Raw genomic sequence first — 21907 nt, forward strand, 5'->3', positions numbered from 1 at the left:
GTCATCGCGCGGACCTGCCCGGGATCGGCTCGAGCTCGTCCAGCCGTACGGCGCGGCCGGTGCGCAGCGACTCGTTGCCCGCCACGCCCACCAGCACGCTGGCCGCCCCTTCGGCGAACCCGGCCTGCCGCCGCAGCGGGTCATCGGAGGGTCCGCGGAAGACGTCGTGCAGGAGCATCGCGTCACCGCCGCCGTGGCCGCCCGCGCCGTCCGGGATGGGGATCTCCACGGCGGGCTCCCAGTGCCGCTGCAGCAACAGGCGTGAACCGCGGGTACGGTGCCCGCTGTCGGCGGGGCCGCTCCCGGAGCCCTGGGGTTCGGCACTCGGGTCGAGCACCGAGCCGGGCTCGCCCTCGCAACGGGCGGCCGAGCCGCGTGCCGTACCGGAATCCGGGTTGGCCGTGGCCGCGCCGATGGTCGCCGAGACGCCCGTCGGGGAGACGTGGGGCCGTGCCACCACGTCGAGCTCGATGCGCCCCGCCGTACCGTTGATCGCGACCCGGTAACCCTCCCACGGGCAGTGCGCGTGCAGGCTGTACGACATCGACGCCCCGCCTCGGTAGCCGACGACGACGTTGAGGTTGTCCTCGATGGTGATGCCGTCGGAGAAGACGTCGCGGTCGCGGATGTAGCCGTCGAGGTGTTCACCGGCGCGGTACAGCTCGCGGAGTTTCTCGTCGGAGGCCAGGTCCAGGGCGAACGGGTCGCCCGCGACCGGCCCCCGGTCCGGCCGCGGTCCCAGGCCACGCCGAGCGGCGTTGGCCGGGCCGTAGAAGCGCAGCCCGCCCCGGGCGAAGACGATCTCGGGCCGGTCGTCCAGCCACCAGTTGACCAGGTCGAAGTGGTGGGTGGCCTTGTGTACGAGCAGCCCGCCGGAGGCGGACTTGTCGCGGTGCCAGCGGCGGAAGTAGTCGGCGCCGTGCACGGTGTCCAGGCACCACTCGAAGGTGACCGAGGTGACGTCGCCGATCTCGCCGGTGGCGATCAGCTGCCTGATGAGACTGTTGCGTGGCGAATACCGGTAGTTGAAGGTGACCGTCAGCTCCGCCGTACCCTCGACCAGAGCCGAGCCGATCTGCCGCAGCCCCTCCACGTCGGTGGTCATGGGCTTCTCCACGACCACGTCCACGCCCGCGCGCAGCGCGCGGCTGACGTAGCCGGCGTGCGTGGAGTCGGGCGAGGTGACCACCACCACGTCCGACCCCTTCAGCACCCGGTCGTAGTCGTCAGGTGCGTAGTGCGGCAGCGGGGTGCCCACGACCCGGTCGTAGTAGGCCATGCGCACCTCGTTGGTGTCGCAGAAGGCCACCGGACGGCCGAGGTCGGCGTAGGGGCCGAGCAGGGCGTCCAGGTACATCCGGGCGCGTGAGCCGGTCCCGACGAAGGCGTAGCGTCTCATTTCAGTCCTGTGGTGGCGATGCCCTTGACCAGGTACTTCTGGCCGGCGATGAAGAAGCCGATGACCGGGGCGAGGGAGACGAACGACATGGCGAACATCTGCCCCCACTGCGACTGGCCCTCGGAGTCGATGAACTGCCGCAGCGCCAGCGGGACGGTGTACAGCTCCTGCTCGGTCAGATAGAGCAGCGGGCTGAAGAACTCGTTCCACGTCGAGATGAACGTGAAGATCGCCGTGGTCGCGAAGGCGGGCTTGCACAGCGGCAGGATCACGCTCCAGAAGATGCGGAACGTGCCCGCGCCGTCGATGCGGGCCGCCTCGTCCAGCTCCTTGGGCAGCGAGCGGATGAACTGCACCATCAGGAAGATGTAGAAGGCGCTGGTGGCCAGGAAGTTGGGGACGATCAGCGGGAAGTAGGTGTTGAGCCAGCCCATCTTGGCGAAGACGATGTACTGCGGGACCAGGAGCACGTGACCGGGGAGCATCATCGTGCCGAGCGTCAGCGCGAAGAAGAGCTTGCGGCCACGGAAGTTGAGCCGGGCGAAGGCGTAGGCGGCCAGCGAGCACGACAGCAGGTTGCCCAGGATGCTCAGCACGACGATGACGACCGAGTTGACCAGGTAGAGGTCGAAGGGGAACTGCAGGGCCGTCCAGCCCTCGGTGTAGTTGGAGAAGTCCCACTCGGCGGGCCAGAGCGAGAGGTCCTTGAAGACGATCTCGGTCGGCTTGAGCGAGCTGGACACCAGCCACAGCAACGGGTAGAGCATGACGATGCTCGCCAGGCAGAGCAGCAGGTGTTTGGTGAAACGCTTGCGGCGGGTGTTGCCGATGCGCTCGATGTAGCTCTCGTCAGTTGTCATAGTGCACCCACCGCTTGGCCAGGAGGAAGTTGAGCCCGGTGAACGCCGCGATGATGATCAGCAGCATCCAGGCCATCGCCGAGGCGTAGCCCATGTGGAACTGCTCGAACCCCTGCTTGTAGAGGTAGAGGTTGTAGAACATCGTGGAGTTCGCCGGCCCGCCCTTGCCGCCGCTGAAGATGAACCCCTGCGTGAAGGTCTGGAAGGAGGAGATCAGCGACTGGATCAGGTTGAAGAAGATGATCGGGCTGAGCAGCGGCAGCGTGATCTTGCGGAACTGCTGCCACCTGGTCGCACCGTCGATGGCGGCGGCCTCGTAGTACATCGCCGGGATCTGCTTCAGGCCGGCCAGGAAGATCACCATCGGGGAGCCGAACGTCCAGATGTGCAGGATGATCAGCGTGGTGAGGGCGTAGTCCGGGTCGGAGGTCCATCCGATCTTGTCGATGCCGAAGAAGCCGAGGAAGGCGTTGACGATGCCTTTGAGGCCGAAGATGTAGCGCCACAGCAGCACCAGCGCCACGCTCCCGCCCAGCAGCGAGGGCAGGTAGAAGATCGCCCGGTAGAGCGGCAGGCCACGCACGCCCCGGTTGAGGAGCATGGCGACACCCAGCGCCGCGGCCAGCGAGAGGGGCACCGAGACGAAGGTGTAGATCACCGTGACCTTGACCGACTGCCACCAGGTGTCGTCGGAGAACATCTCGGCGAAGTTCTCCAGGCCGATCCAGTTCGGGACGTTCAGCAGGTTGTAGTCGGTGAAGGCCAGGTAGAGCGAGGCGAAGAACGGGACGATCGTGAAGGCCATCCCGAGGAACCAGGGCAGGATGAACAGGTAGCCCGACCGGTCCTGAGGGGGTTTCGCCGCCTTGGGCGGCAAAACCGGCGCCCCGGACACGGCCGGGTCCTTCACAGGCGCGAGCGTCACTGCGACAGGGCCTTCGTCGCCGCCTCGATGACCTTCTTGGCGGCCTCGGCCGGGGTCAGCCGCCCGTGCTCGACCTCGGGGGCGACCGCGGTGAGCTCGTCCTGGATGCCGCTGGCGCCCTTGGGGTAGGGCGGGACGGAGACCAGTGTCTGCTTCTGCAGGCCGATCAGGTAGTCGGTGGCCACCTGGTCGTCCTTCTCCAGCGTCGGCTTGATCGCGTCGGCGACGACGGTGCTGGCGGGAACGCCGCGGGTGGTGCCCATGGCCTTGTTGGCCTCCACGTCGTTGATGAGGAAGTTGAGCAGCTGCAGCGCCTCCTTCGGATGCTTGGAGGAGGCTGCGATCGACCACAGCGCCGGGGTGCCGATGTTCGTGCCGCGGCGCTTGGCGGTGGCCTCGCCGGGGATGCCCAGCAGCACCAGGTTGCCGCCGGAGACCTTGTTGTAGCCGAGGAAGCCGTTGCTCGGGATGATCTGCGAGGCGATGGAGCCCTTGGCGATGTAGGACTGGTCGGGCGCGGAACCGATCGTCTCGACGAACCCCGCCGGCGGGAAGCCTCCCTCCTTGCGCATGTCCTCGAACATCTGGAACCACTTGGTCAGCGTGGCCTCGCTGACGCCGAACTTGCCGTCGGCGGTGAAGAGGTCCTCGCCCTGCTGGGAGACGTAGACGACCAGGTTGGCCAGGGTCGCCGGGTCCACCAGGGTGCCGTAGACCTTCTTGCCGCTCTTGTCGGTGAGCTCCTTGGCGAACTTGGCCAGGTCCTGCCAGGTCCAGGTGGCGCCGTCGGGGATGGTCACGCCGTACTGGTCGGTGATCGTCTTGTTGACGATGAAGCCGATCGCGTTGAGCCCCGAGGGGATGCCGTAGACGGCGTCGCCGACCTTGGTGAGGCTCGCCGCGGCCTGGCTGAGGTTGGCGGTGTCCACGATGCCGGGGTGGTCGTTGAGGTTGAGCAGCGACTTGCGGTCGGCGTACTCCCGCAGGCTGTCCATCCGCATCATCATCAGGTCCGGCGGATTGCCGGCGGCGAAGCGCGTGGCCAGCTTGTCCTTGTAGGGGCCGCTGTCCTGGTACTCGGTCTTGATGGTGATGCCGGGGTTGGCCTTCATGAACAGGTCGAGCGCCGCCTGGGTCTTCTGGGCGCGGAAAGCGTCGCCCCACCAGACCATGTTCAGCTGGATCTTGCCGGAGGCCGCCTCGCTGCCGCCGCCTCCGAAACCGCGTCCGCAGGCGGCCGCGGCCAGGCCGAGCCCGGTCAGACCGGCGGTGCGCAGCATGTCTCTTCTGGAAATCATGAGTTGTCTTGCCCTTCGCACGGGGGGTTGCCAGGAGGCTACGGTGGGGTTTCCGGTTACGTCAATCCGTGAAACAAACATTAAGGAAAGCCATTGACGGTAATTCCGGAGCCTTCCTACAGTGAGGGCACCTCGCCCCAGAGTCCCGGCCGTGCGAAGACCACCACGGCCGGCGCTCCCTCAGGAAAGCGAACCCCCCTGTGACCACTGCGCGTCATGCCGCCCTGGCGGCTGCCACCCTGACCCTGCTCGCCGCCACCGCGACCCCGGCTTCAGCCGCAGGCCACGTGGGCGGCGGCTACCACATCGTCAACGCCGAGACCGGCCGGTGCCTGGACATCAAGCTCCGGGAACGGCCCTGCCGCGGGCGCACCGCCGAGCTCCGCCTGGAGGCCGCGGCGGGCGGTCAGGTCCGCCTGGTCAACGGCGCCAACCGCGGCTCCGCCGACGTCACCCTGACCTACGCGGGCGACGGCAAGTACCAGATCGCCGACCGGCTCTGGACCTTCCGCCCGGTGGGCGGGCCCCGCCGCTGGTCCGACCGGGCCGACGGCTTCGCCGCGGGCACCACCGGGGGCCAGGGCGGCCAGGTCGTCACCGTGACCACCCAGGAGGAGCTGAACACCTACGTCACGGCCGCCGAGCCGTACATCATCAAGGTCGCCGGAGCGATCGAGATCAGCCCGAAGGGCACCGAGCTCAAGGTGGCCTCCAACAAGACCATCATCGGGGTCGGCACGGCAGGTGAGATCGTCGGCGGCGGCTTCTTCCTCGGCGCCACCACGAGCAACGTGATCATCCGGAACCTGACGATCCGCGACACCCTCATGCCCGAGGACGATCCGGATGACAAGGACTTCGACTACGACGCCATCCAGATCGATTCCGCGACGAAGGTCTGGATCGACCACAACCGGCTCGCCCGGATGAACGACGGCCTGCTCGACAGCCGCAAGGACGCCACCGACATCACGGTGTCGTGGAACCAGTTCCTGGAGAACAACAAGACCCTCGGCATCGGGTGGACGGCCAACCTCATCACGCGGATGACTCTTCACCACAACTGGTTCGCCCGCACCAACCAGCGCAACCCCAGCGGCGGCAACCTCCTCAACATGCACATGTACAGCAACTACCTGCAGGACATCAGGTCGTACGGCAACTGGGCGCGTGGCGAGACCAAGGCCGTGATCGAGCACAGCCTCTTCCACAACGTGGCCGATCCCTACTTCGTCGACCCGGCGGGCGAGCTGGTCCAGCGGGGCAACGTCGTCACCGGCACGAGCTCCTGGCGTGACGGCCTGATCAAGGAGCAGGGGGCCGCCTTCGACCCGGCGAGGTTCTACTCCTACACCGTCGACCCCGCCACCGCCCTTCCCGAGGTGCTGGCCGCCTTCTCCGGCCCGCAGGACTCGATCGGCAGGTGAGGCCAGGCGGCCCTACACCGTCTCGCTCGCGCAACAGAGGATGAGGACATTCATGAGAACACAGAACCTCAGCAGGGCAAGTCGCTGGATCATCCTTGCCGCCGCCGCGTTGGTGCTGCCGGCGGGCGTGGGGGTCGCGGCGACGTCACCGGCCACCGCCACGCAACGGCCGACGGTGGCCGCCGACGGCAGCGGGACGTACACCACCGTCCAGGCCGCCATCGACGCCGTGCCGAGCGGCAACACCGGCCCGGTCACCATCACCGTCGCCCCTGGCACCTACCGAGAGATCGTCACGGTGCCGTCGAACAAGCCGTACATCACGCTGCGCGGGCTTGGCGGCTCGCCCGGCAGCACCGTCATCGTGAACAACCGCTCCGCCGGAGAGTACGGCACAACGGGCAGCTCGACCATGTTCGTCTACGGCCATGACTTCACCGCCCGCAACCTGACCATCGCCAACGACTTCGACGAGAGCACTGCCACCAGCGGCGGGCAGGCGGTGGCGCTGTACACCCGGGCGGACCGCGCCGTCTATCGCGACATCCGCGTGCTCGGCGACCAGGACACCCTCTATGCCCGTGCCGGCCGTGCCTACTTCAGGAACTGCTACGTCGAAGGCACTGTCGACTTCATCTTCGGCGCGGCCAGCGCCGTCTTCGACCGCTGCGACATCTACCAGAAGCGGCTCACCGGCGGTCCGATCACCGCGGCGAGCACTCCGGCGGAGAGCAATTACGGCTTCTTGTTCTACCGGTCGGCCATCACCGGCGCCGCCGACGACGTCACCCAGCTCGGCCGGCCGTGGTACCCGGATGCGCAGGTGCTGTACCGGGAATCGTGGCTGTCGGCCACCATCGCCACCGCTCAACCGTGGATCGACATGTCCGCGAACTCCTGGACCGCCGCCCGGTTCTCCGAGTATCGCAACAGCGGACCCGGGGCCGGCGTCAATGGCAACCGTCCTCAGCTGAGCGACGCCGACGCGGAGAACCACACCCCTCAAAAGTACCTCGCCGGCTCGGACGGCTGGAACCCTTTTGACCTCTGATCCGCACGACGAAGGACCTCCGGCCATCATCGGCGGCTTCCACCCCGACCCGGGAATCTGGGCGCGGACCCTCCGCCCCGCGACCGTCATTTAGGGCCGTGCCTCTTTGTCTTGACCTTCTTCTCCTTGACCTTCTTGGCCGGTCCATCCGGGATGCCGGCCATGGAGGTGGAGGGGGGCGGTTCCGTACGAGCGTGCTGCGGTTCGCTCCTGGCGACCCGGCGCCGGGCCGAGACGAGGTTGGCGGGCAGCACGGTGTCCGGCTCGATCGTGGTGGGTGGCGGAGTGGCCTCCGTCCTGGGTGGCGAATGGTGCGTGCTCGGCTCGACCCGCCACCACGAGGTGGTCGCCATCACGCTGACGATCAGGGCCGCGATGACGGCCGTCTGCCGCCAGTGCTCGACAACCCACTGCCGGTACGGCGCCCGTTCCCCGAGCGGGCGGCCGACGGGCGAGCCGCTGATCCGCCCGCTGTCACCGTCAACGGTCGGAGGGTCCGAAGAGATCGGAATGACCGGTTGCTCACACAGGGTGGAGAGTTGTTCGTGCAGGCGAGCCGCGTCCGTACGCCGGGCCGGATCCTTGTCCAGCAGCCCGGCGATGATCGAGGCGAGCGGCCCTGCGTGCTCGAACGGCACCGGGTCCGAGGCCAGCACCGCGGACAGGGTGGCCAGCTCGCTACTGAACTCGAACGGGGCACGGCCCTCGATCGCCGCGTACAAGGTGGCGCCCAGCGACCACAGATCGGCCTGCGGCGTGGCGGGGCCACCGCGGGCGCGTTCGGGGGCGATGTAGGCGGGTGTGCCGACGACAACGCTCTCGCGGGTGAGGCGCGCCTGGTCATCCAGGGTGCTGGCCAGCCCGAAGTCGGTGAGGATGGCGTGCCCGTCGTCGGTGATGAGGATGTTGGCGGGCTTGATGTCGCGATGCACGATGCCGCCGGCGTGGGCGGCACGCAGGGCGTCCAGCACTTCGAGCCCGATTCGGGCGACCGCGGACGAGGGCAGCGGTCCCCGTTCGGTGATCACCTGGGCGAGGCTGGGGGCGGGGACGAGCTGCAGGACGATCCACGGCCGTTCGTCGGCGACCACAACGTCGTACACGGCCGCGATGCGCGGGTGGCTCAACCGCGCAGTCAGGCGAGCCTCGCGCAGGGTTCGCCTGAGCAGCGCCTCGCGCTCCGGCCCCGGACGGTGCGGGATGCGGATCTCCTTGACCGCCACCTGCCGATCCAGCAGCTCGTCATGAGCGCGCCAGACCCTGCCCATGGCGCCCCGGCCCAGCTCGGCCAACAGCCTGTACCGAGCCCCCAATAACCATCCTTCATAGCCTGCAACGGGCATGACGACATGCGTACCCGATCATCGTCCGTACATGCACGGCCACGAGCACATCGTCGTATCCAGCCATGTGGCCCCGGTTGGCACGCGAGGACACACCAGGGGTACGGACCTGCGGCCCCGGGACGTCCTGGACCTTCGCGGCCACGGGCAGCCTGCCCGTGGGCGGCCACCGTGAGACACCGCATGTGCGGGCACGTCCTTCATCGTGACGGGGATCGTGGTTTCCGCCGCAGCAGGGCGTTCCCTCCCCGCTCGATGACGATCTGCGGTGATTCGGTACGGGGTCGGCGCGGCGACCGGTCAGGTCGTGGCCAGGCAGGCGGACGGCAGCGGGAACCAGCGCAGCCGTTCGAAGTCGTCCGGCAGGCCGGGCGGGCGCAGGTCGATCTCGTCGGAGCGGGCCGCCAGGATGGCCCGCGCCTCCTCCAGGCTCATCGGCAGCTTCTCGGCCGCCTCGATAATCGACTGATCTGCAGCCCGGTCCCGGAGCTCGCAGTGTGGGTGTTGGCGTAGCGCGGCAGGACGTGGTCGCGGATGAAGTCCTCGATGAAGCCGAGCGACCGGCCCGAGGCGGTGTAGTCGGCGTAGATGATGCGGCGCGGTCCGTACGGGCCCTGCAGCACCTCGTCGTCGCCGATGACGCCGGCGCGGATGCGCTCCAGCAGCGGCGAGGTCGGCGGTTCGGAGGCGGATCGTCGTGTCTGCACGCGTCCAGGATCCCGCGCTCGCCGGCCCGGGCAACAGGCCACTGATCACCCCTGGCGGGCGGATCGGCGAGCTGCCGCCTTGGCGCGGACTCGAGCCGCGGCGGCGGACGTGTCGTTCACGCCGCGGTGTCGAGGTCCTGGTAGCGAATGCGGTGCAGCAGGGGGACGCCGGTCACCAGGCGTTCGAGCTCGTCGGCGACCGCCGCGCCCATCCGGGCCAGCTCGTTGCCCTGCGAGCCGGCGATGTGCGGCGTGAGGAAGACGTTGGGCAGCTCGAACAGCGCCGAGTGGGCGGGGAGCGGTTCGGGCGTGGTGACGTCGATGACGGCAGAGATGCGGCCGGTCTTGAGCTCGTCGATGAGGGCTTCGGTGTCGATCAGGGAGCCCTGCGCTGTGTTGATGAGGACGGCGCCGTCGGCCAGCAGGGCGAGCCGGTCGCGGTCCAGCAGGTGGTGGGTCTCGGGGGTCGCGGGGGCGTGCAGGCTGACGATGTCGCTGGTGGCCAGCAGCTCCTCGAGGCCCAGGCGGGGCACGGGGGCGGCGGTGGCGTACGGGTCGTACAGGCGGATCTCGAAGTCGTGTCGTGACAGGTGGGAGATGACCTGCCGGCCGATGCGGGAGGCTCCGACGATGCCGACGCGGCGGCCGTAGTTGCCGGAGTCCGGCACCACTTCGGCCACGGTGAACGTGCGGTCGCCGCGGTAGCGCTCGCGCAGCCGGAACGCGCCCTTGCCGGCCAGCAGGATCGCGCCGAGCGTGTACTCCGCCACCGGGACCGCGTTGGCCTGGGCCGCCGACGTGACCGCGATGTCCCTGTCCCAGACCGCCTTGGTCACGTGTGCCTTCACGCTGCCGGCCGCGTGCAGGACCGCCCTCAGCCTTGGGGCGGCGCGCAGGAAGGCGTCGTCCAGCGGCGGGCAGCCCCAGCCGGTGATGAGCACCTCCAGCTCCGGCAGCAGCGCGGCGGCGCGCGGGTCGTCCAGGCTCTCCGCGGCGAAGGCCGCGTCGACGTCGGCGTGCCGCTCGATCCGGTCGCGGACGGCGGCCGGGAAGAGCCGCGGAACGTACACCTGGCGCATGGCGAGCAGCGCCTTCGGGCGGCGATGGGTCACAGACGGGTCCCCGTGTTCAGCAGGTGTGGCGGTGGTCACTTGAGGCTGCCGAGCGTGATCCCCGAGCGCCAATAGCGCTGCAGGGAGATCATCAGGGCGACCATGGGGATCAGCGAGATGATCGAACCGACGACGACCAGGCCGGTGAGGTCGGTGGAGTTGTCCACCTTGACCTTCAGCCACGAGTACAGGCCGAGCATGACCGGCCACTTGTACTGGTCGCGCAGGTAGACCAGTGGGCCGAAGAAGGAGTTCCAGGACCCGACGAAGCCGAGCAGGAAGATCGTCGCGGCGCCGGTGGACATGAGCCTGGCGCCGATCAGGAAGAAGATGCGGTACTCCCCCGCGCCGTCGATGCGGGCGGCCTCGAGCAGTTCGAGCGGGATGGCGCCTTCGGCGTAGACCTTGGCAAGGTAGACGGAGAAGGCGCTGAAGAAGCTCGGCACGATGATCGCCCACGGCGTGTCGATCAGGCGCAGGTCCGTGTAGAGCAGGAAGGACGGGATCGTCAGCAGCGCGCCCGGCACCAGGAACGAGCCGATGATGGCGCCCATCATGACGCCGCGCCCGCGGAAGCGGTACATCGCCAGGCCGTAGCCGCACGCCACGCTGACCAGGGTCATGCCGGCGGTGCCGGCCAGGCCGTACAGGAGCGTGTTGCCCATCCAAGTCAGGAAGATCCCGTCCTGGTAGGTGAAGAGCCCCTGCAGGTTGTCCCAGAGCCGGAACTCGGCGAACCACAGCGCGTTGGTGGTGTACAGGTCGGACTGGCTCTTGGTGGCGGCGACGATCAGCCACCAGACGGGCGCCACGGAGTAGACGGTGAAGGCGACCAGGCCGGTGATGACCGCGACCTTGGTCCTGGCCTTGTGCGGCCGGGCGTGCCGTCCGGCCGGCGTGGCGGGGGCCGACGCAGCGGGACGCTTCGCGGTGGTGGCAGTCGTCATGAGGTGGGGGCCTTGTTGGTGAGGCGGTAGAAGACGGCCGAGGCCGCGCCGACCACGAGGGCCAGGATGACGGACAGGGCGGCGGCGTAGTTGAAGTCGCCCTGCGCGAAGGCCCAGTCGTAGATGGCCATGATCGGCGTGAAGTCGCGGGTGATGGTCTCGGGCGTCATCGAGCGGAAGAGCATGGGGTCGCTGAAGATCTGCAGGGTGCCGATGATGCTGAGCACGGTGGTCAGCACCAGCGAGCGGCGGATCATGGGCACCTTGATGGACCAGGCGATCCGCGGCTCGGAGGCGCCGTCCACGCGGGCGCTCTCGAAGATCTCGCGCGGCACCGACTGCAGGTCGGCATAGACGATGAGCATGTTGAAGCCGATGGCTCCCCAGGCCATGAGGTTGCCGATGGACACCCAGATCAGCTCGCCGCTGTAGAAGTCGGCGTCGATCCCGAGCAGGGCGAAGAACGGGGTCAGCGGACCGACGTCGGGGCTGTAGAGGTAGATCCAGATCAGGGTGGCCACGATGCCGGGGATCATGTACGGGATCAGCAGCGGCAGCCGGAAGCGCGCGGCCACTCGCCGTGAGGCGGCGTCCAGGAGCAGCGCCATGACGACGCTCACGATCTGGATGAGCGGGATGCTGATGGCCGCGAAGAGACCCACGCGGCCCATGCCCGCCCAGAACTTGGCGTCGGCCATGCCGCGCAGGAAGTTGTCCAGCCCGGCGAACTCGACCGTCTTCGGGCCGAAGCCGAGGCCCGAACTCTTCTCGGTGAACACGCTCTCCCGCAGCGCCAGCACGATCGGCACCACGCTGAACAGCCCGAACCCGAGGAAGAACGGGATGGTGAACGAGGCGCCCTGCAGCGCGGCGGTACGCCGCCACGCTTTGGGGCTCGCGGTGATGGCCATGACGTTCAGCCCCGCACGTTGATGTTCTTCGACTTCAGGTCGTCGACGGTGAACTTCTGCATGTGCTCGAGGGCCTGGCGGACGGTGATCTCCTTGGTGACGATCTTGGCCCACTGGTCCTGGAGCTCGGAGAAGACGCCCGTGAAGTTCGGGCCGACCACCCAGGGGTCCCGGCCGGACTGCGTCGCCTTGAGGATCACGCCCTTGGCCTCGCCCTTGCGCTCGCCGAACAACTTCTCCGGCACCACCGAGTCGATCCACGGAGACGGGTCGGGGACGGCGCCGGGCCAGGCGTACTGCTTGGTGTCCTGCTGGTAGGAGGCGTCGATGGCGTCCTTGCCGGTCGTCATCCACACGCCGGCCTCGACGGCCTCCTTGGTGTTCGGGCAGCCCTTGGGCACCAGCAGCGCGCCCCCGTGGGCCTGAGTCACGAACGCGGGGGCGTCGGCGAACTGGGGCAGGTCGATGGGCTGCCAGTCGCCCAGCGACTTCTTGTAGTTGAGCTCGTAGTTACCGAGCTGCCACGTCGAGGTCGGCAGGGAGACCATCTTGCCCGAGTCGAAGTAGCTGATCAGCGCGGGCCGGTCCTGGTAGGTCTGGTTGGCCACCAGGCCGCCGTCGACCAGCCGCTGCACGACGTCGGCGGCCTTGAGCGACTGCGGCGACAGGAAGTCCACCTTCCAGCTGTCGCCCTCGATCGCGTACCAGGACCCGCCGGCCTGCTGAACGAGGTTGATCAGGGTGGAGGGGTCCTCGCCGGCGAGGTTCATCACGTAGACGCCGTGCTTCTTGAACTCCTTCCCCGCGGCGATCACGTCGTCCCACGTCTTGGGCACCGCGACGCCGTGCTTGTCGTACACGGCCCGGTTGATCACCATGAACGCCGGCGCGAAGCCGGTCGGGATGCCGTAGAAGCGGTCGCCCGCCTTGGCGCCCGGGAAGGATGCCTCGTTGAACAGGCCCTTCGTGGTGTACGGCTGGAAGACCTCGGTGATGTCGGCCAGCAGTCCCTCACCGACCAGACCGGGCACCTCGCCGAAGGCCTTCACCAGGCAGGGCACATCCTGTCCCGCCGCGACGACGTTGCGCAGGTTGGCCGCGGTGCCGGGATTGTCGGCCTGCTTGACCACCTTGAGCTTGATGTGGTCGTGGGTGGCGTTGAACTTGGCCACCACCGGGTCGAGGAACTTGCTCTCGTCCCACGACCACCAGGTGACGGTGACCGGTCCGGTGCCCGCGCCCGCCGGGGCGGCGGATTCCTGGGCGGCGGGCTCCGGGGAGCCGCAGCCGGTCAGCACGACGGCCATGGTCAGTCCGGCGGCGAGGGCACTCGTTGGAATGCGGTTCACGGCACCGCTCCTTCGCAGAATTGGGGGCGGCTATAGAAAGCGTTGTCTACGGAGACCGTAGAACTCCCTTACCGTGAGGGCAAGATTTCAAGCGGATAAATTTCCCATTACGCCCGATGGCCCTGGTGACGGCTCCATGAAGAGCTGTAACGTGGCGGCGTCTCTCGCCGAGAACGCTGTCTACGCCAGGGACGGCCGGTCGGCGGACCGGCGGATGACGACGTGGGCGCCGAGCATCTGACGCTGCTCCGCCCTGCCCGCGGGCCGGTCCAGGGCGGCCCGCACGGCCGCGCGGCCCAGCTCCTCGTAGGGCACGCGGACGGTGGTCAGGCCGGGACGCAGATCGGTGGCCAGGGGGATGTCGTCGTAGCCGACGATGGAGACGTCCTCGGGGACGCCGAGGCCCGCGTCGAAGACGGCGGCCATCGCACCGCCGGCGATCACGTCGGTCTCGGCGAAGACCGCGGTGAAGTCGCGCTCCCCCCGCAACCGGGCGCTGACACGCTCGTAGCCCGACGCGCGGGTGAATCTTGTGCCGAGCTCCAGCAGGCTCTCGTCCACGGGGCAGCCGAGGTCGCCCATCGCCCGGCGGAAACCGGAGAGCCGGCCCGCGGTGGTGGTGAACTCGGGATCCCCGCCCACGTAAAGGATCCTGCGGTGGCCGCGGCCGACGAGGAAGCTGGTCAGCGCGTAGGCGCCGCCCTCGTTGTCGTACTCGACGACGGTTACCGGGATCCCGTCGCCCAGGGACGGGCGGCCGCACAGGACCAGCCGCGACCCGGCGGCGTCGAGCGAGCGCGCGATGTCGGCCATCCGAGCCCGGTAGGCGGCGTTGTCAGTGGCGCCGCCGATCAGGAACACCGCGGCGGCCCGCTGCTCGCGCATGAGCTGGATCGCGGCCAGCTCGCGGGCGGGATCTCCGTCGGTGGTGGCCACCAGGCAGATGTGCCCACGGCGCGCGGCCTCCTGCTCGACGCCGTGCACGGCCTCGGCGAAGGCCGCACCGCGCACGTCGTTGACGATGAAGCCGACCGTGCGGGCCGATCCGCCGCCCAGCACGCGGGCGTGGGTGTTGGTGATGTAGTTGAGCTCCTCGATCGCCCGTTGCACCCGCAACCGGGTGGCCTGGGCCACCGGGTAGTTGCCGGCCACCACGCGCGAGACCGTGGACAGCGAGACGCCGGCGAGCTCGGCCACATCCTTGATCGTGCTCTGGCGGCGGTCGGGATCGTCGGGCGCGTCGTTCTTTCGTCTGGCCACCCCACCAGTGTAGAGAACGTTGTCCGTCCGCGGTCACCACGATGCCGGCCGCGTCCTGTCTACCCCGCCGGTCGACTCGCGGGCGACGACGGAGAAGCGGCTGATGAACTCGCGGGCGACCTGCCTGTTCTTCCCCTTCTCCGCGATCCGCTTGGCCAGGAACCCGACGGCCGTGCTGGCCATGAGCGCGTGGTCGGGGTCGACGGACGACAGGGACGGCACGAGGTAGGCGCCCTCGGCGATGTTGTCGAAGCCGATCACCTTGACGTCCTGCGGGACGCGGATCCCGCAGTCGGCCAGGCCGCGCAGCGCCCCCATCGCGACCGTGTCGGTTACGCAGAACACGCCGTCGAACGCGATCCCGGAGCCGGCCAGCCGGCGCGCGGCGGCCGCTCCCGTCTCCATCGTGAGCGCGTCGATGGGGGCCACCAGCTCGGGGTCGAAGGGCAGACCCGCCTCTTCCAACGCCTCGCGGTAGCCGTCGTGGCGCAGGCTGGAGACGTCGACTTCGCCCCGCTGCGGCCCGTCGATGACCGCGATCCGGCGGCAGCCCTGCTCGATGAGGTGCGCTGTGGCGGCCCGCGCGCCCTCGACATTGGGCATGGCGACGTGGTCCACCGGCCCGTCGAAGATCCGCTCCCCCAGGATCACCACCGGGAAGTCGACCTTCAGCAGGTCGGTGTCGGCCGGGCCGAGCCCGACCGTGCTGAGGATGAGGCCGTCGTAGAGCCGGTTGCGCGACAGGGCGAGCGCGGCGAGCTCGCCCTCGCGCGAGGCGCCGGTCTGCTCGATGGCGACCTTCAGATCCCGCTTCGCCGCCGCCGCGATGATCTTCGCAACGAGCTGCCCGTAGTACGGGCGGTCGATCTCTGGGACGGCGAGCCCGATGGTCCCGGTACGCCCCGTGCGCAGGTTGCGCGCCGCCACGTTGACCCGGTAGTCGAGCTTGTCGATGGCCTGCAGCACGCGCTCGCGCGTCTCGGCCTTGACGTGCGGATGGTCGTTGATGACGTGGGAAACGGTCATCGGCGAGACCCCGGCGGCCTTCGCCACGTCCTGTATCGTCACCACCTCGACATCCTTTCACGGCCTCAACCCTTGACACTGCCTCGGAGGCAGCCCGTTGACGATGTGCCGCTGACTCAGCACGGTCTTACCGCCGCCCGATCCGCATCCGGCCGGCGCCAGGACGGCGGCCGCGAACACCGCGGCCGATCTGCCGAGCATCAGCCTTCCGAGCAAAGCCGTGGGGGGGAGGGGCACGCGGATCGGTGTCCGCGCGAAGGTGACCGGTTCGAGATCGCCGTCCGGGCGGTGGACGAGCCGGTCGAACATGATCTCCCGATGGGTGCCGTCCCCATCCGGGATCGCGAAACGGTGGTAGGCGACGATCCAGTCGTCGGTGCCGGGGACGCGCAGGACCGCGTGGTGGCCGGTGCCGAGGATGCCGCGCTCGGTGTCCTTCGCCAGCAGGACGCCGCGGTCTTCCCAGGGGCCGAGCGGGCCCGGGCCGACGGCGTAGCGGACGCGGTAGTCGGGCTCGCGGGTGTCGTTCTCGGACCAGGACAGGTAGTAACGGTCGTGGCGGCGGTGCACGGTGGCCGCCTCGCGGAAGGCGGTCGGCACCCAGGAGACGACCTTGGCCGGGTCGAAGGACATGAGGTCGTCGTTCAGGGGGACGGCGTTGCCCCAGTACAGGTAGGTCACGCCGTCGTCGTCGGTGAACACCGACGGGTCGATGGCGGTGCCCGGGTGGCCGTCGGTGGTCGGGTAGAGCCAGTAGCGGCCCTGTGCCACCAGCAGGGAGGGATCGGCCAGCAGGAGCCCCAGAGCCGACGGCGTGCCGTCCGCCGCCGGGCCGACCTGGACGTCATGAGACATGGACGCATCCCTCCTTGGACAAATGGTTGATTGTATCGATACAAATTCCTGGCGTATCAACTCACGAAAGCGCGAGTGCCGTCCAGGAGACCGGAGGCAGCTCCACCGTCACGACACCGTCGGCGAACGCGGCGGAGTCGTTCTTCGCCAGGCCGACCCGGGTCTGGTCGGCGAGGGTGTTCTTGGCGTACACGTCGTCGTCGTGCAGCGTCAGCGCCTGCGCGACGGTCGTGAGCCCAAGTGACGTGACGTCGATCGTCACGGTCTGCGAGCCGGTCATCCCCCGGTTGACCAGGAAGATCGCCGCAGAGCCCGCGGCCTCGTCGAACGTCACCGCCGCGTCGACGAGCGGTGTGGCGCCCTGGGCGCTGTCGTACGCTCCGGTCCGGATGCGCGGGGCGAGCACGACCCCGGTGGCCAAGCGGGCGGTGAGCGAGAACGGGAAGAACGTCGTCTGCCGCCAGGCCGGCCCGCCCGGTTCGATCATGATGGGGGCGATCACGTTCACGAGCTGCGCCAGGTTCGCGAACTCGACCCGGTCGGCGTTCCTGAGCAGCGTGATCAGCAGGCTGCCGACGACCACCGCGTCGGCCACGGAGTACACGTCCTCGAGCTGGCGCGGCGCCACCGGCCACTCCCCCGCCTTGATGCGCGCGGCGTCCGGCGCCTCGGACTCGGTGGGCGGGCGGCCCTGGTACCAGACGTTCCACTCGTCGAAGGAGATCCCGATGGTCCTGGCCTTGCGCAGCTTGGCCTTGACGTGGTCGGCCGTGGCCGCGGTGGTCCGGATGAAGTGCTCCATGTCCAAGGAGGAGGCGAGGAAGGAGCCGAGGTCGCCGTCCTTCTCGAAGTAGTAGGCGTGGCAGGAGATGTGCGACACGTGATCGTAGGCGTGCTCGAGCACCACCCGTTCCCATTCGCCGAAGGTCGCCATCCCCGTCCACGACGAGCCGCACGCGATCAGCTCCAGCCCCGGCTCGGCGGCGTTCATCGCCTGGGCGGTCCTGGCCGCGAGCTTGCCGTAGTCGTCGGCAGTCATGTAGCCGAGCTGCCATGTCCCGTCCAGCTCGTTGCCCAGGCACCAGGTCCTGATCCCGTACGGATCGGGGCTGCCGTTGGCGGCGCGCTGGTCGGCGAGCGTCGTGCCCGGTGCGCCGTTGACGTATTCCAGCAGGTCCAGGGCCTCCTGGATGCCGCGGGTGCCGAGGTTCACCGCGAGCATGAGCTCGCTGCCGGCCAGGCGCGCCCAGCGGGCGAACTCGTCGATGCCGATGTCGTTCGTCTCCGTGGCGTGCCAGGCGATCTCCCTGCGGCGGGGACGCCGCTCGCGCGGGCCGATGCCGTCCTCCCAGCGGTAGCCGGAGACGAAGTTGCCGCCCGGGTAGCGCACGGTGGTCACGCCGAGTTCCTTGACGAGTTCGAGGACGTCGCCGCGGAAGCCGTCCTCGCTGGCGGTCGGATGCCCGGGCTCGTACAGGCCGGTGTGGACACCGCGCCCGCCGTGCTCGACGAACGCGCCGAACAGGCGGCGGCGTACGGGGCCGACGACGGCCGCGCGGTCAACGGTGATGGAGGCGGAAGAGGTCATGGCGGCCACGATCTCCTTGAAGGTCGCGAAGTGGGGGGTGGGATCTAGCACTGCCCTGTGTCGGGCATGTAACGTTACAAATCCTTTGCGGCACAGACAAGGGGCACCCCTCAACATGAAGAACACACATCCGGGCACGGAGGCCCTGCGGTCGGCCTCGCTGCTCCTCGATCGACAGCTCTCGCCCGGAAGGCGGGTCAAGGGTGCTCTGCACCTCCCCGGCGCCATCGGCGGCACGACCCTGACGTGGGAGACGTCGCATCCCGATGTGGTCGGTCCCGACGGCCGCGTACGGCGTCCCGACGCCGGAAGCCCGCCGATCGAGGTCACGCTCACGGTGGGCGCCACCGGCATGCAAGACGTGCACGTCGTGACCGTCCCGCCGTTGCCGTCGCCCGAGCCGCTCTTCGGCTACCTGCTGGTCCACTTCGTGGAGAGCCGCGAGGACGGAGGCGAGCAGATCTTCTTCTCCCTGAGCGACGGCGACGACCCGTTGCGCTGGAGGCGGATGAACCAGGGCCGGCCACTGCTCGTCAGCAAGGAGGGGACCGGCGCCCTGCGCGATCCGCACATCGTCCGCTCGCCGGAGGGCGACCGCTTCTTCATCGTGGCCACCGACCTGCACGTCCACACGACGGACTGGGCCGACGCCGTTCGCTCGGGCAGCCGCCACATCGAGATCTGGCGCAGCGACGACCTGCTCGAATGGGGCGAGCAGCGGCACGTCCTGGTGTCCGGCGAGGCCGCCGGCATGACCTGGGCGCCCGAGGCGATCTGGGACGACACGGCCGACGCCTATTTTGTGCACTGGACCTCCTGCCTGTACGAGTCGGCGGACCGTACGCATGTGCCGCATTCGAAGATCCTCGGGGCGTACACCCGGGATTTCTGGCATTTCTCCGAGCCGCGCGTCTGGATCGACCCCGACCTCGACCCCTCCCTCGCGGGCGCCGGGCTGCTCGACGCGACGATCGCCAGGACCGCCAACGGTTATGTCCGGTTCGTCAAAGGCGAGGTCGCGGGCGACCTCGACGAGCTGGGCCAGCCCCTCGGCGACGTCTTCGCCGAGGGGGCGCCGACCCTCGGCACGCCCGCGAAGCAGTGGGAACGCATCGGCTCGGCCCTGACCTTCCGCGCCACGGGGGGACACCGCCCCTACGAGGGGCCGCTGATCTTCCGGCGGAACTCGGGCGACGGGTGGCTGATGTTCGCCGACCACTTCGGGCCGGACTTCCACGGATACGTCCCGTTCGCCAACGCCGATGTCACCACGGACGCTTGGCGGTGCGTACCGGCCGCGGAGACCGATATCCCACCCAACACCAAGCACGGCGCGGTCCTGCCGCTGCGCGTCAGCGAATACGAACGGCTGGCCGGCTCTGCGCTCATGCGCTGAGCCGACGATGGAACCCGTGAACAGCGCGGCCCTTCATAGAAAACGTTCGCTATGGCGGAAAAGGGTCTCGCTGCTTTCCTTCATCAGCGTGGAAGGACGCCTCACATGACCACCCGCGAGCCCATCACCATCAATGTCGGCCCGGCCCAAGGGCCCGTCGCTCCCGAGCTGTGGGGGCTGTTCATCGAGGACCTCAACGACGCCCTGGACGGCGGGCTGAACGCCGAATGCGTGCGCAACGGCGATTTCGAGTTCACGGCCGCCGACCATGACGGCTGGCACCCGCTGACTGCGTGGAACGCCGACGGTGCCGACAGCGTCGAGGTCAGGACCGACGCTCCCATCCATCCCGACAACGCCCACCATGTACGCCTCGCCGGGCCGGTGACCCTGGTCAACGACGGATGGGACGGCATCGGCACCACCGCCGGACAGGCGTTGTGGCTGTCGTTCTTCGCCCGCGCCCAAGGGGAGCACGGAAAGGTGGCGATCTCGATCACCGGCGAGGACGGCGACCTCGCCCGGGCTGAGGTCCTGGTGCCGTCCGGCGGCTGGCAGCGATGCGAGACGCCCCTCACCGCGACGGCCGACGGACGGGGCAGCCTGCGCATCGCCGTCCCGCCCGGCCTGACCGTCGACCTCGATCACGTCTCGCTGCGGCCGACCGGCCCCGACGGCCGGCCCCTCACCTTCCGCCCCGACCTGCTGCAGGCGCTGAAGGAGCTGCGGCCCAGCTTCATCCGTTTCCCCGGCGGCTGCCTGGCGCACGGGCTGGGCCTGGACAACCTCTACCACTGGAAGACCACGATCGGGCCGCGCCACGAGCGCGTCCAGCTGCCCAACCTCTGGGGCTACCACCAGTCCCGGCAGATCGGCTACCTGGAGTACTTCGAACTGTGCCAGGCCACCGGCGCCACCCCGCTGCCGGTGGTCGCGGCAGGCGTGTGCTGCCAGAACTACCCCGGCGGCGCCCAGGCCATGGACGACGACGCCATGGACGCCTACATCCAGGACGTGCTCCACCTCATCGAGTTCGCCAACGGCGACCTCGACACCGCCTGGGGTGCGCGCAGGGCGGAGCTCGGCCACCCCGAGCCGTTCGGCCTGCGCTACCTGGGCGTCGGCAACGAGGACGAGATCACCGAGGACTTCCGTGACCGCTACGCCCGCATCGAGGACGCCATACGCACACACCACCCGGAGATCCGCGTGATCGGCACCTCCGGCCCGCAGTTCTCCGGCCGCGACCACGAGGCCGGCTGGGCCGTCGCCCGCACGCGCGGCATCGCCATGGTCGACGAGCACGGCTACCGCAACCCGCGCTGGTTCCACCAGAACGTCGACCGCTACGCCGCCTACCCGCCCGGCCCCCAGGTCTACGTCGGCGAGTACGCCGCCCGCAGCAACACCATCCGCTCCGCGCTCGCCGAAGCCGCCTTCATGATCGGCCTGGAACGCCGCCCCGACGTGGTCCGGATGGCCTCCTACGCACCCCTGCTCGCCAGGATCGGGCACACCCAGTGGACCCCCGACCTGATCTACTTCACCGCCACCCAGGTGCTGCCATCGGCCTCCTACCACGTCCAGCACCTGTTCTCCCGCAACCGCGGCGCCCACCTGCACCAGGTCACGATCGACGGCGTCAGTCCCGAATCGGTGAGGCTGCCCGAGACCGGTGCGGTACGGTTGCGCTCGCCAGGAGCGGAGACCAGCTACGACGGCATCCTGCTCAACGGCTTCCCCTGCCCCGGCACCGCCACCGGCCCGAACGGGCAGAGCGTCGAGCTCGGTGTCATCGACCCGAGCTCGACAAGCCTGGAGTTCACCGCCACCCGTCACGCGGGCAGCGAAGGCTTCACCGTCGAACTGGGCCCGCCGGCGCCCGCCAGCCATCTCCATGTTCACATCGGGGCCTGGCAGAACAAGTCCACCGCCGTCATCCGCAGCGACGACGGCATCACCAACGACGACGACGGGCCGCATCACTGGCCGGGCGTGCACTCCGGCGTGCCCGTGCACGTCGCGCTCCGCCTTGACGGCCCTCGCGTACGCGTATGGGTCGACGGCGAACTCCGCCATGACTACGAGCAGGACCTCCGGCCCGAGCACCGGGTGGTGGCCGGGGCGGCCTCTCGCCCAGGTGCCGACGGCACGACCGAGTACGTCATCCACGCCGTCAACGCCCACCCGGCCGCCCGGACCGCATCCGTACGGCTCCCCCAGCCACCCGGTATGACGACCGCTGAGGTCACGACACTGGCCGGCGCGGGCCCGGACGACGGACAGCCGTTCACCGCCTCGCCCGTCATCCCCTTCAGCACCACGATCGACGGGCATGGGGACAACGTCGAATTGGACCTTCCCCCGTGGTCGTTCGTCACCGCCGTGATCAGGTCCGCAGAATGAAACGGTGATGTACCCGGCACAGCGGGACCGGGGCCCCGGCTGACCGT

At 69.1% G+C, this 21907-nt stretch carries 19 protein-coding genes; 4 read left to right on the forward strand and 15 right to left on the reverse strand.

Annotated elements, in window-relative coordinates; genetic code table 11:
- Position 1: 1 nt before the first annotated feature.
- The 4 genes from ACIBI9_RS20310 to ACIBI9_RS20325 are packed head-to-tail and all read right to left on the reverse strand — an operon-like array spanning position 2 to position 4464.
- The gene (locus tag ACIBI9_RS20310) at positions 2 to 1399 is read right to left on the reverse strand and encodes a Gfo/Idh/MocA family protein (protein WP_397223682.1); all 1398 of its coding nucleotides are present in this window, start codon (positions 1397 to 1399) and stop codon (positions 2 to 4) included.
- Positions 1396 to 2259, reverse strand: coding sequence for a carbohydrate ABC transporter permease (locus tag ACIBI9_RS20315; protein WP_397223683.1), 864 nt, complete (start codon positions 2257 to 2259; stop codon positions 1396 to 1398). The genes ACIBI9_RS20310 and ACIBI9_RS20315 overlap by 4 nt, the downstream gene beginning before the upstream one ends.
- Positions 2249 to 3169: a carbohydrate ABC transporter permease gene (locus ACIBI9_RS20320; RefSeq protein ID WP_397223684.1), complete on the reverse strand. Its 921-nt coding sequence runs from the start codon at positions 3167 to 3169 to the stop codon at positions 2249 to 2251. Before ACIBI9_RS20320 ends, ACIBI9_RS20315 begins: the two co-directional genes overlap by 11 nt.
- An 11-nt stretch (positions 3170 to 3180) precedes the next feature.
- Positions 3181 to 4464: an ABC transporter substrate-binding protein gene (locus tag ACIBI9_RS20325; protein ID WP_397223685.1), complete on the reverse strand. Its 1284-nt coding sequence runs from the start codon at positions 4462 to 4464 to the stop codon at positions 3181 to 3183.
- 218 nt (positions 4465 to 4682) lie between these two features.
- Here ACIBI9_RS20325 and ACIBI9_RS20330 point away from each other — a divergent pair, with 218 nt between their 5' ends.
- Together ACIBI9_RS20330 and ACIBI9_RS20335 are read left to right on the forward strand one after the other, a co-directional pair.
- A complete protein-coding gene (locus ACIBI9_RS20330) occupies positions 4683 to 5909 on the forward strand; it encodes a polysaccharide lyase family 1 protein (protein WP_397223686.1) in 1227 nt (408 codons plus the stop codon).
- A 52-nt stretch (positions 5910 to 5961) separates the two neighbouring features.
- Positions 5962 to 6960: a pectinesterase family protein gene (locus ACIBI9_RS20335; RefSeq protein WP_397223687.1), complete on the forward strand. Its 999-nt coding sequence runs from the start codon at positions 5962 to 5964 to the stop codon at positions 6958 to 6960.
- An 86-nt stretch (positions 6961 to 7046) separates the two neighbouring features.
- Here ACIBI9_RS20335 and ACIBI9_RS20340 read toward each other — a convergent pair whose 3' ends face one another.
- From ACIBI9_RS20340 to ACIBI9_RS20390, 11 genes are all read right to left on the reverse strand, one after another.
- Complete coding sequence (locus tag ACIBI9_RS20340) at positions 7047 to 8273, reverse strand: serine/threonine-protein kinase (protein WP_397223688.1); 1227 nt, start codon at positions 8271 to 8273, stop codon at positions 7047 to 7049.
- A gap of 330 nt (positions 8274 to 8603) precedes the next feature.
- Positions 8604 to 8738 carry a hypothetical protein gene (locus tag ACIBI9_RS20345; protein ID WP_397223689.1) on the reverse strand — a complete coding sequence of 45 codons (135 nt, stop codon included), beginning with the start codon at positions 8736 to 8738 and terminating at the stop codon, positions 8604 to 8606.
- Positions 8735 to 9010: a hypothetical protein gene (locus ACIBI9_RS20350; RefSeq protein ID WP_397223690.1), complete on the reverse strand. Its 276-nt coding sequence runs from the start codon at positions 9008 to 9010 to the stop codon at positions 8735 to 8737. The genes ACIBI9_RS20345 and ACIBI9_RS20350 overlap by 4 nt, the downstream gene beginning before the upstream one ends.
- 116 nt (positions 9011 to 9126) lie before the next feature.
- On the reverse strand, positions 9127 to 10122 hold the full coding sequence (locus ACIBI9_RS20355; RefSeq protein ID WP_397223691.1) for a hydroxyacid dehydrogenase: 996 nt from the start codon (positions 10120 to 10122) through the stop codon (positions 9127 to 9129).
- 35 nt (positions 10123 to 10157) lie between these two features.
- Positions 10158 to 11069 carry a carbohydrate ABC transporter permease gene (locus ACIBI9_RS20360; RefSeq protein WP_397223692.1) on the reverse strand — a complete coding sequence of 304 codons (912 nt, stop codon included), beginning with the start codon at positions 11067 to 11069 and terminating at the stop codon, positions 10158 to 10160.
- The gene (locus ACIBI9_RS20365) at positions 11066 to 11980 is read right to left on the reverse strand and encodes a carbohydrate ABC transporter permease (RefSeq protein WP_397223693.1); all 915 of its coding nucleotides are present in this window, start codon (positions 11978 to 11980) and stop codon (positions 11066 to 11068) included. Before ACIBI9_RS20365 ends, ACIBI9_RS20360 begins: the two co-directional genes overlap by 4 nt.
- Positions 11981 to 11985: 5 nt before the next feature.
- Entirely contained in the window at positions 11986 to 13329 is a 1344-nt protein-coding gene (locus ACIBI9_RS20370) for an ABC transporter substrate-binding protein (protein WP_397223694.1), read from the reverse strand.
- A gap of 180 nt (positions 13330 to 13509) precedes the next feature.
- Positions 13510 to 14589, reverse strand: a complete 1080-nt coding sequence (locus ACIBI9_RS20375) for a LacI family DNA-binding transcriptional regulator (RefSeq protein ID WP_397223695.1) — start codon at positions 14587 to 14589, stop codon at positions 13510 to 13512.
- A 33-nt stretch (positions 14590 to 14622) separates the two neighbouring features.
- Positions 14623 to 15660: a LacI family DNA-binding transcriptional regulator gene (locus tag ACIBI9_RS20380; protein ID WP_397223696.1), complete on the reverse strand. Its 1038-nt coding sequence runs from the start codon at positions 15658 to 15660 to the stop codon at positions 14623 to 14625.
- Positions 15661 to 15672: 12 nt separating this feature from the next.
- Positions 15673 to 16470, reverse strand: coding sequence for a family 43 glycosylhydrolase (locus ACIBI9_RS20385; RefSeq protein ID WP_397223697.1), 798 nt, complete (start codon positions 16468 to 16470; stop codon positions 15673 to 15675).
- A gap of 61 nt (positions 16471 to 16531) precedes the next feature.
- Complete coding sequence (locus tag ACIBI9_RS20390) at positions 16532 to 18058, reverse strand: alpha-N-arabinofuranosidase (protein WP_397223698.1); 1527 nt, start codon at positions 18056 to 18058, stop codon at positions 16532 to 16534.
- Positions 18059 to 18173: 115 nt separating this feature from the next.
- Between ACIBI9_RS20390 and ACIBI9_RS20395 the strand changes: the two genes are divergently transcribed.
- Positions 18174 to 19454: an immunoglobulin-like domain-containing protein gene (locus ACIBI9_RS20395; RefSeq protein ID WP_397223699.1), complete on the forward strand. Its 1281-nt coding sequence runs from the start codon at positions 18174 to 18176 to the stop codon at positions 19452 to 19454.
- A gap of 105 nt (positions 19455 to 19559) precedes the next feature.
- The gene (locus ACIBI9_RS20400; RefSeq protein ID WP_397223700.1) at positions 19560 to 21860 is read left to right on the forward strand and encodes an alpha-L-arabinofuranosidase C-terminal domain-containing protein; all 2301 of its coding nucleotides are present in this window, start codon (positions 19560 to 19562) and stop codon (positions 21858 to 21860) included.
- Positions 21861 to 21907: the final 47 nt, after the last annotated feature.

The organism is Nonomuraea sp. NPDC050451 (genome assembly GCF_044458585.1).

Bases quoted from the DNA above. Each gene is read 5' to 3' on its own strand.
- ACIBI9_RS20335 (WP_397223687.1), top strand. From the start codon at position 5,962: ATGAGAACACAGAACCTCAGCAGGGCAAGTCGCTGGATCATCCTTGCC.
- ACIBI9_RS20385 (WP_397223697.1), bottom strand. From the start codon at position 16,470: ATGTCTCATGACGTCCAGGTCGGCCCGGCGGCGGACGGCACGCCGTCG.
- ACIBI9_RS20390 (WP_397223698.1), bottom strand. From the start codon at position 18,058: ATGACCTCTTCCGCCTCCATCACCGTTGACCGCGCGGCCGTCGTCGGC.
- ACIBI9_RS20400 (WP_397223700.1), top strand. From the start codon at position 19,560: ATGACCACCCGCGAGCCCATCACCATCAATGTCGGCCCGGCCCAAGGG.
- ACIBI9_RS20310 (WP_397223682.1), bottom strand. From the start codon at position 1,399: ATGAGACGCTACGCCTTCGTCGGGACCGGCTCACGCGCCCGGATGTAC.
- ACIBI9_RS20325 (WP_397223685.1), bottom strand. From the start codon at position 4,464: ATGCTGCGCACCGCCGGTCTGACCGGGCTCGGCCTGGCCGCGGCCGCC.
- ACIBI9_RS20360 (WP_397223692.1), bottom strand. From the start codon at position 11,069: ATGACGACTGCCACCACCGCGAAGCGTCCCGCTGCGTCGGCCCCCGCC.
- ACIBI9_RS20315 (WP_397223683.1), bottom strand. From the start codon at position 2,259: ATGACAACTGACGAGAGCTACATCGAGCGCATCGGCAACACCCGCCGC.
- ACIBI9_RS20365 (WP_397223693.1), bottom strand. From the start codon at position 11,980: ATGGCCATCACCGCGAGCCCCAAAGCGTGGCGGCGTACCGCCGCGCTG.
- ACIBI9_RS20395 (WP_397223699.1), top strand. From the start codon at position 18,174: ATGAAGAACACACATCCGGGCACGGAGGCCCTGCGGTCGGCCTCGCTG.
- ACIBI9_RS20345 (WP_397223689.1), bottom strand. From the start codon at position 8,738: ATGAGCCTGGAGGAGGCGCGGGCCATCCTGGCGGCCCGCTCCGACGAG.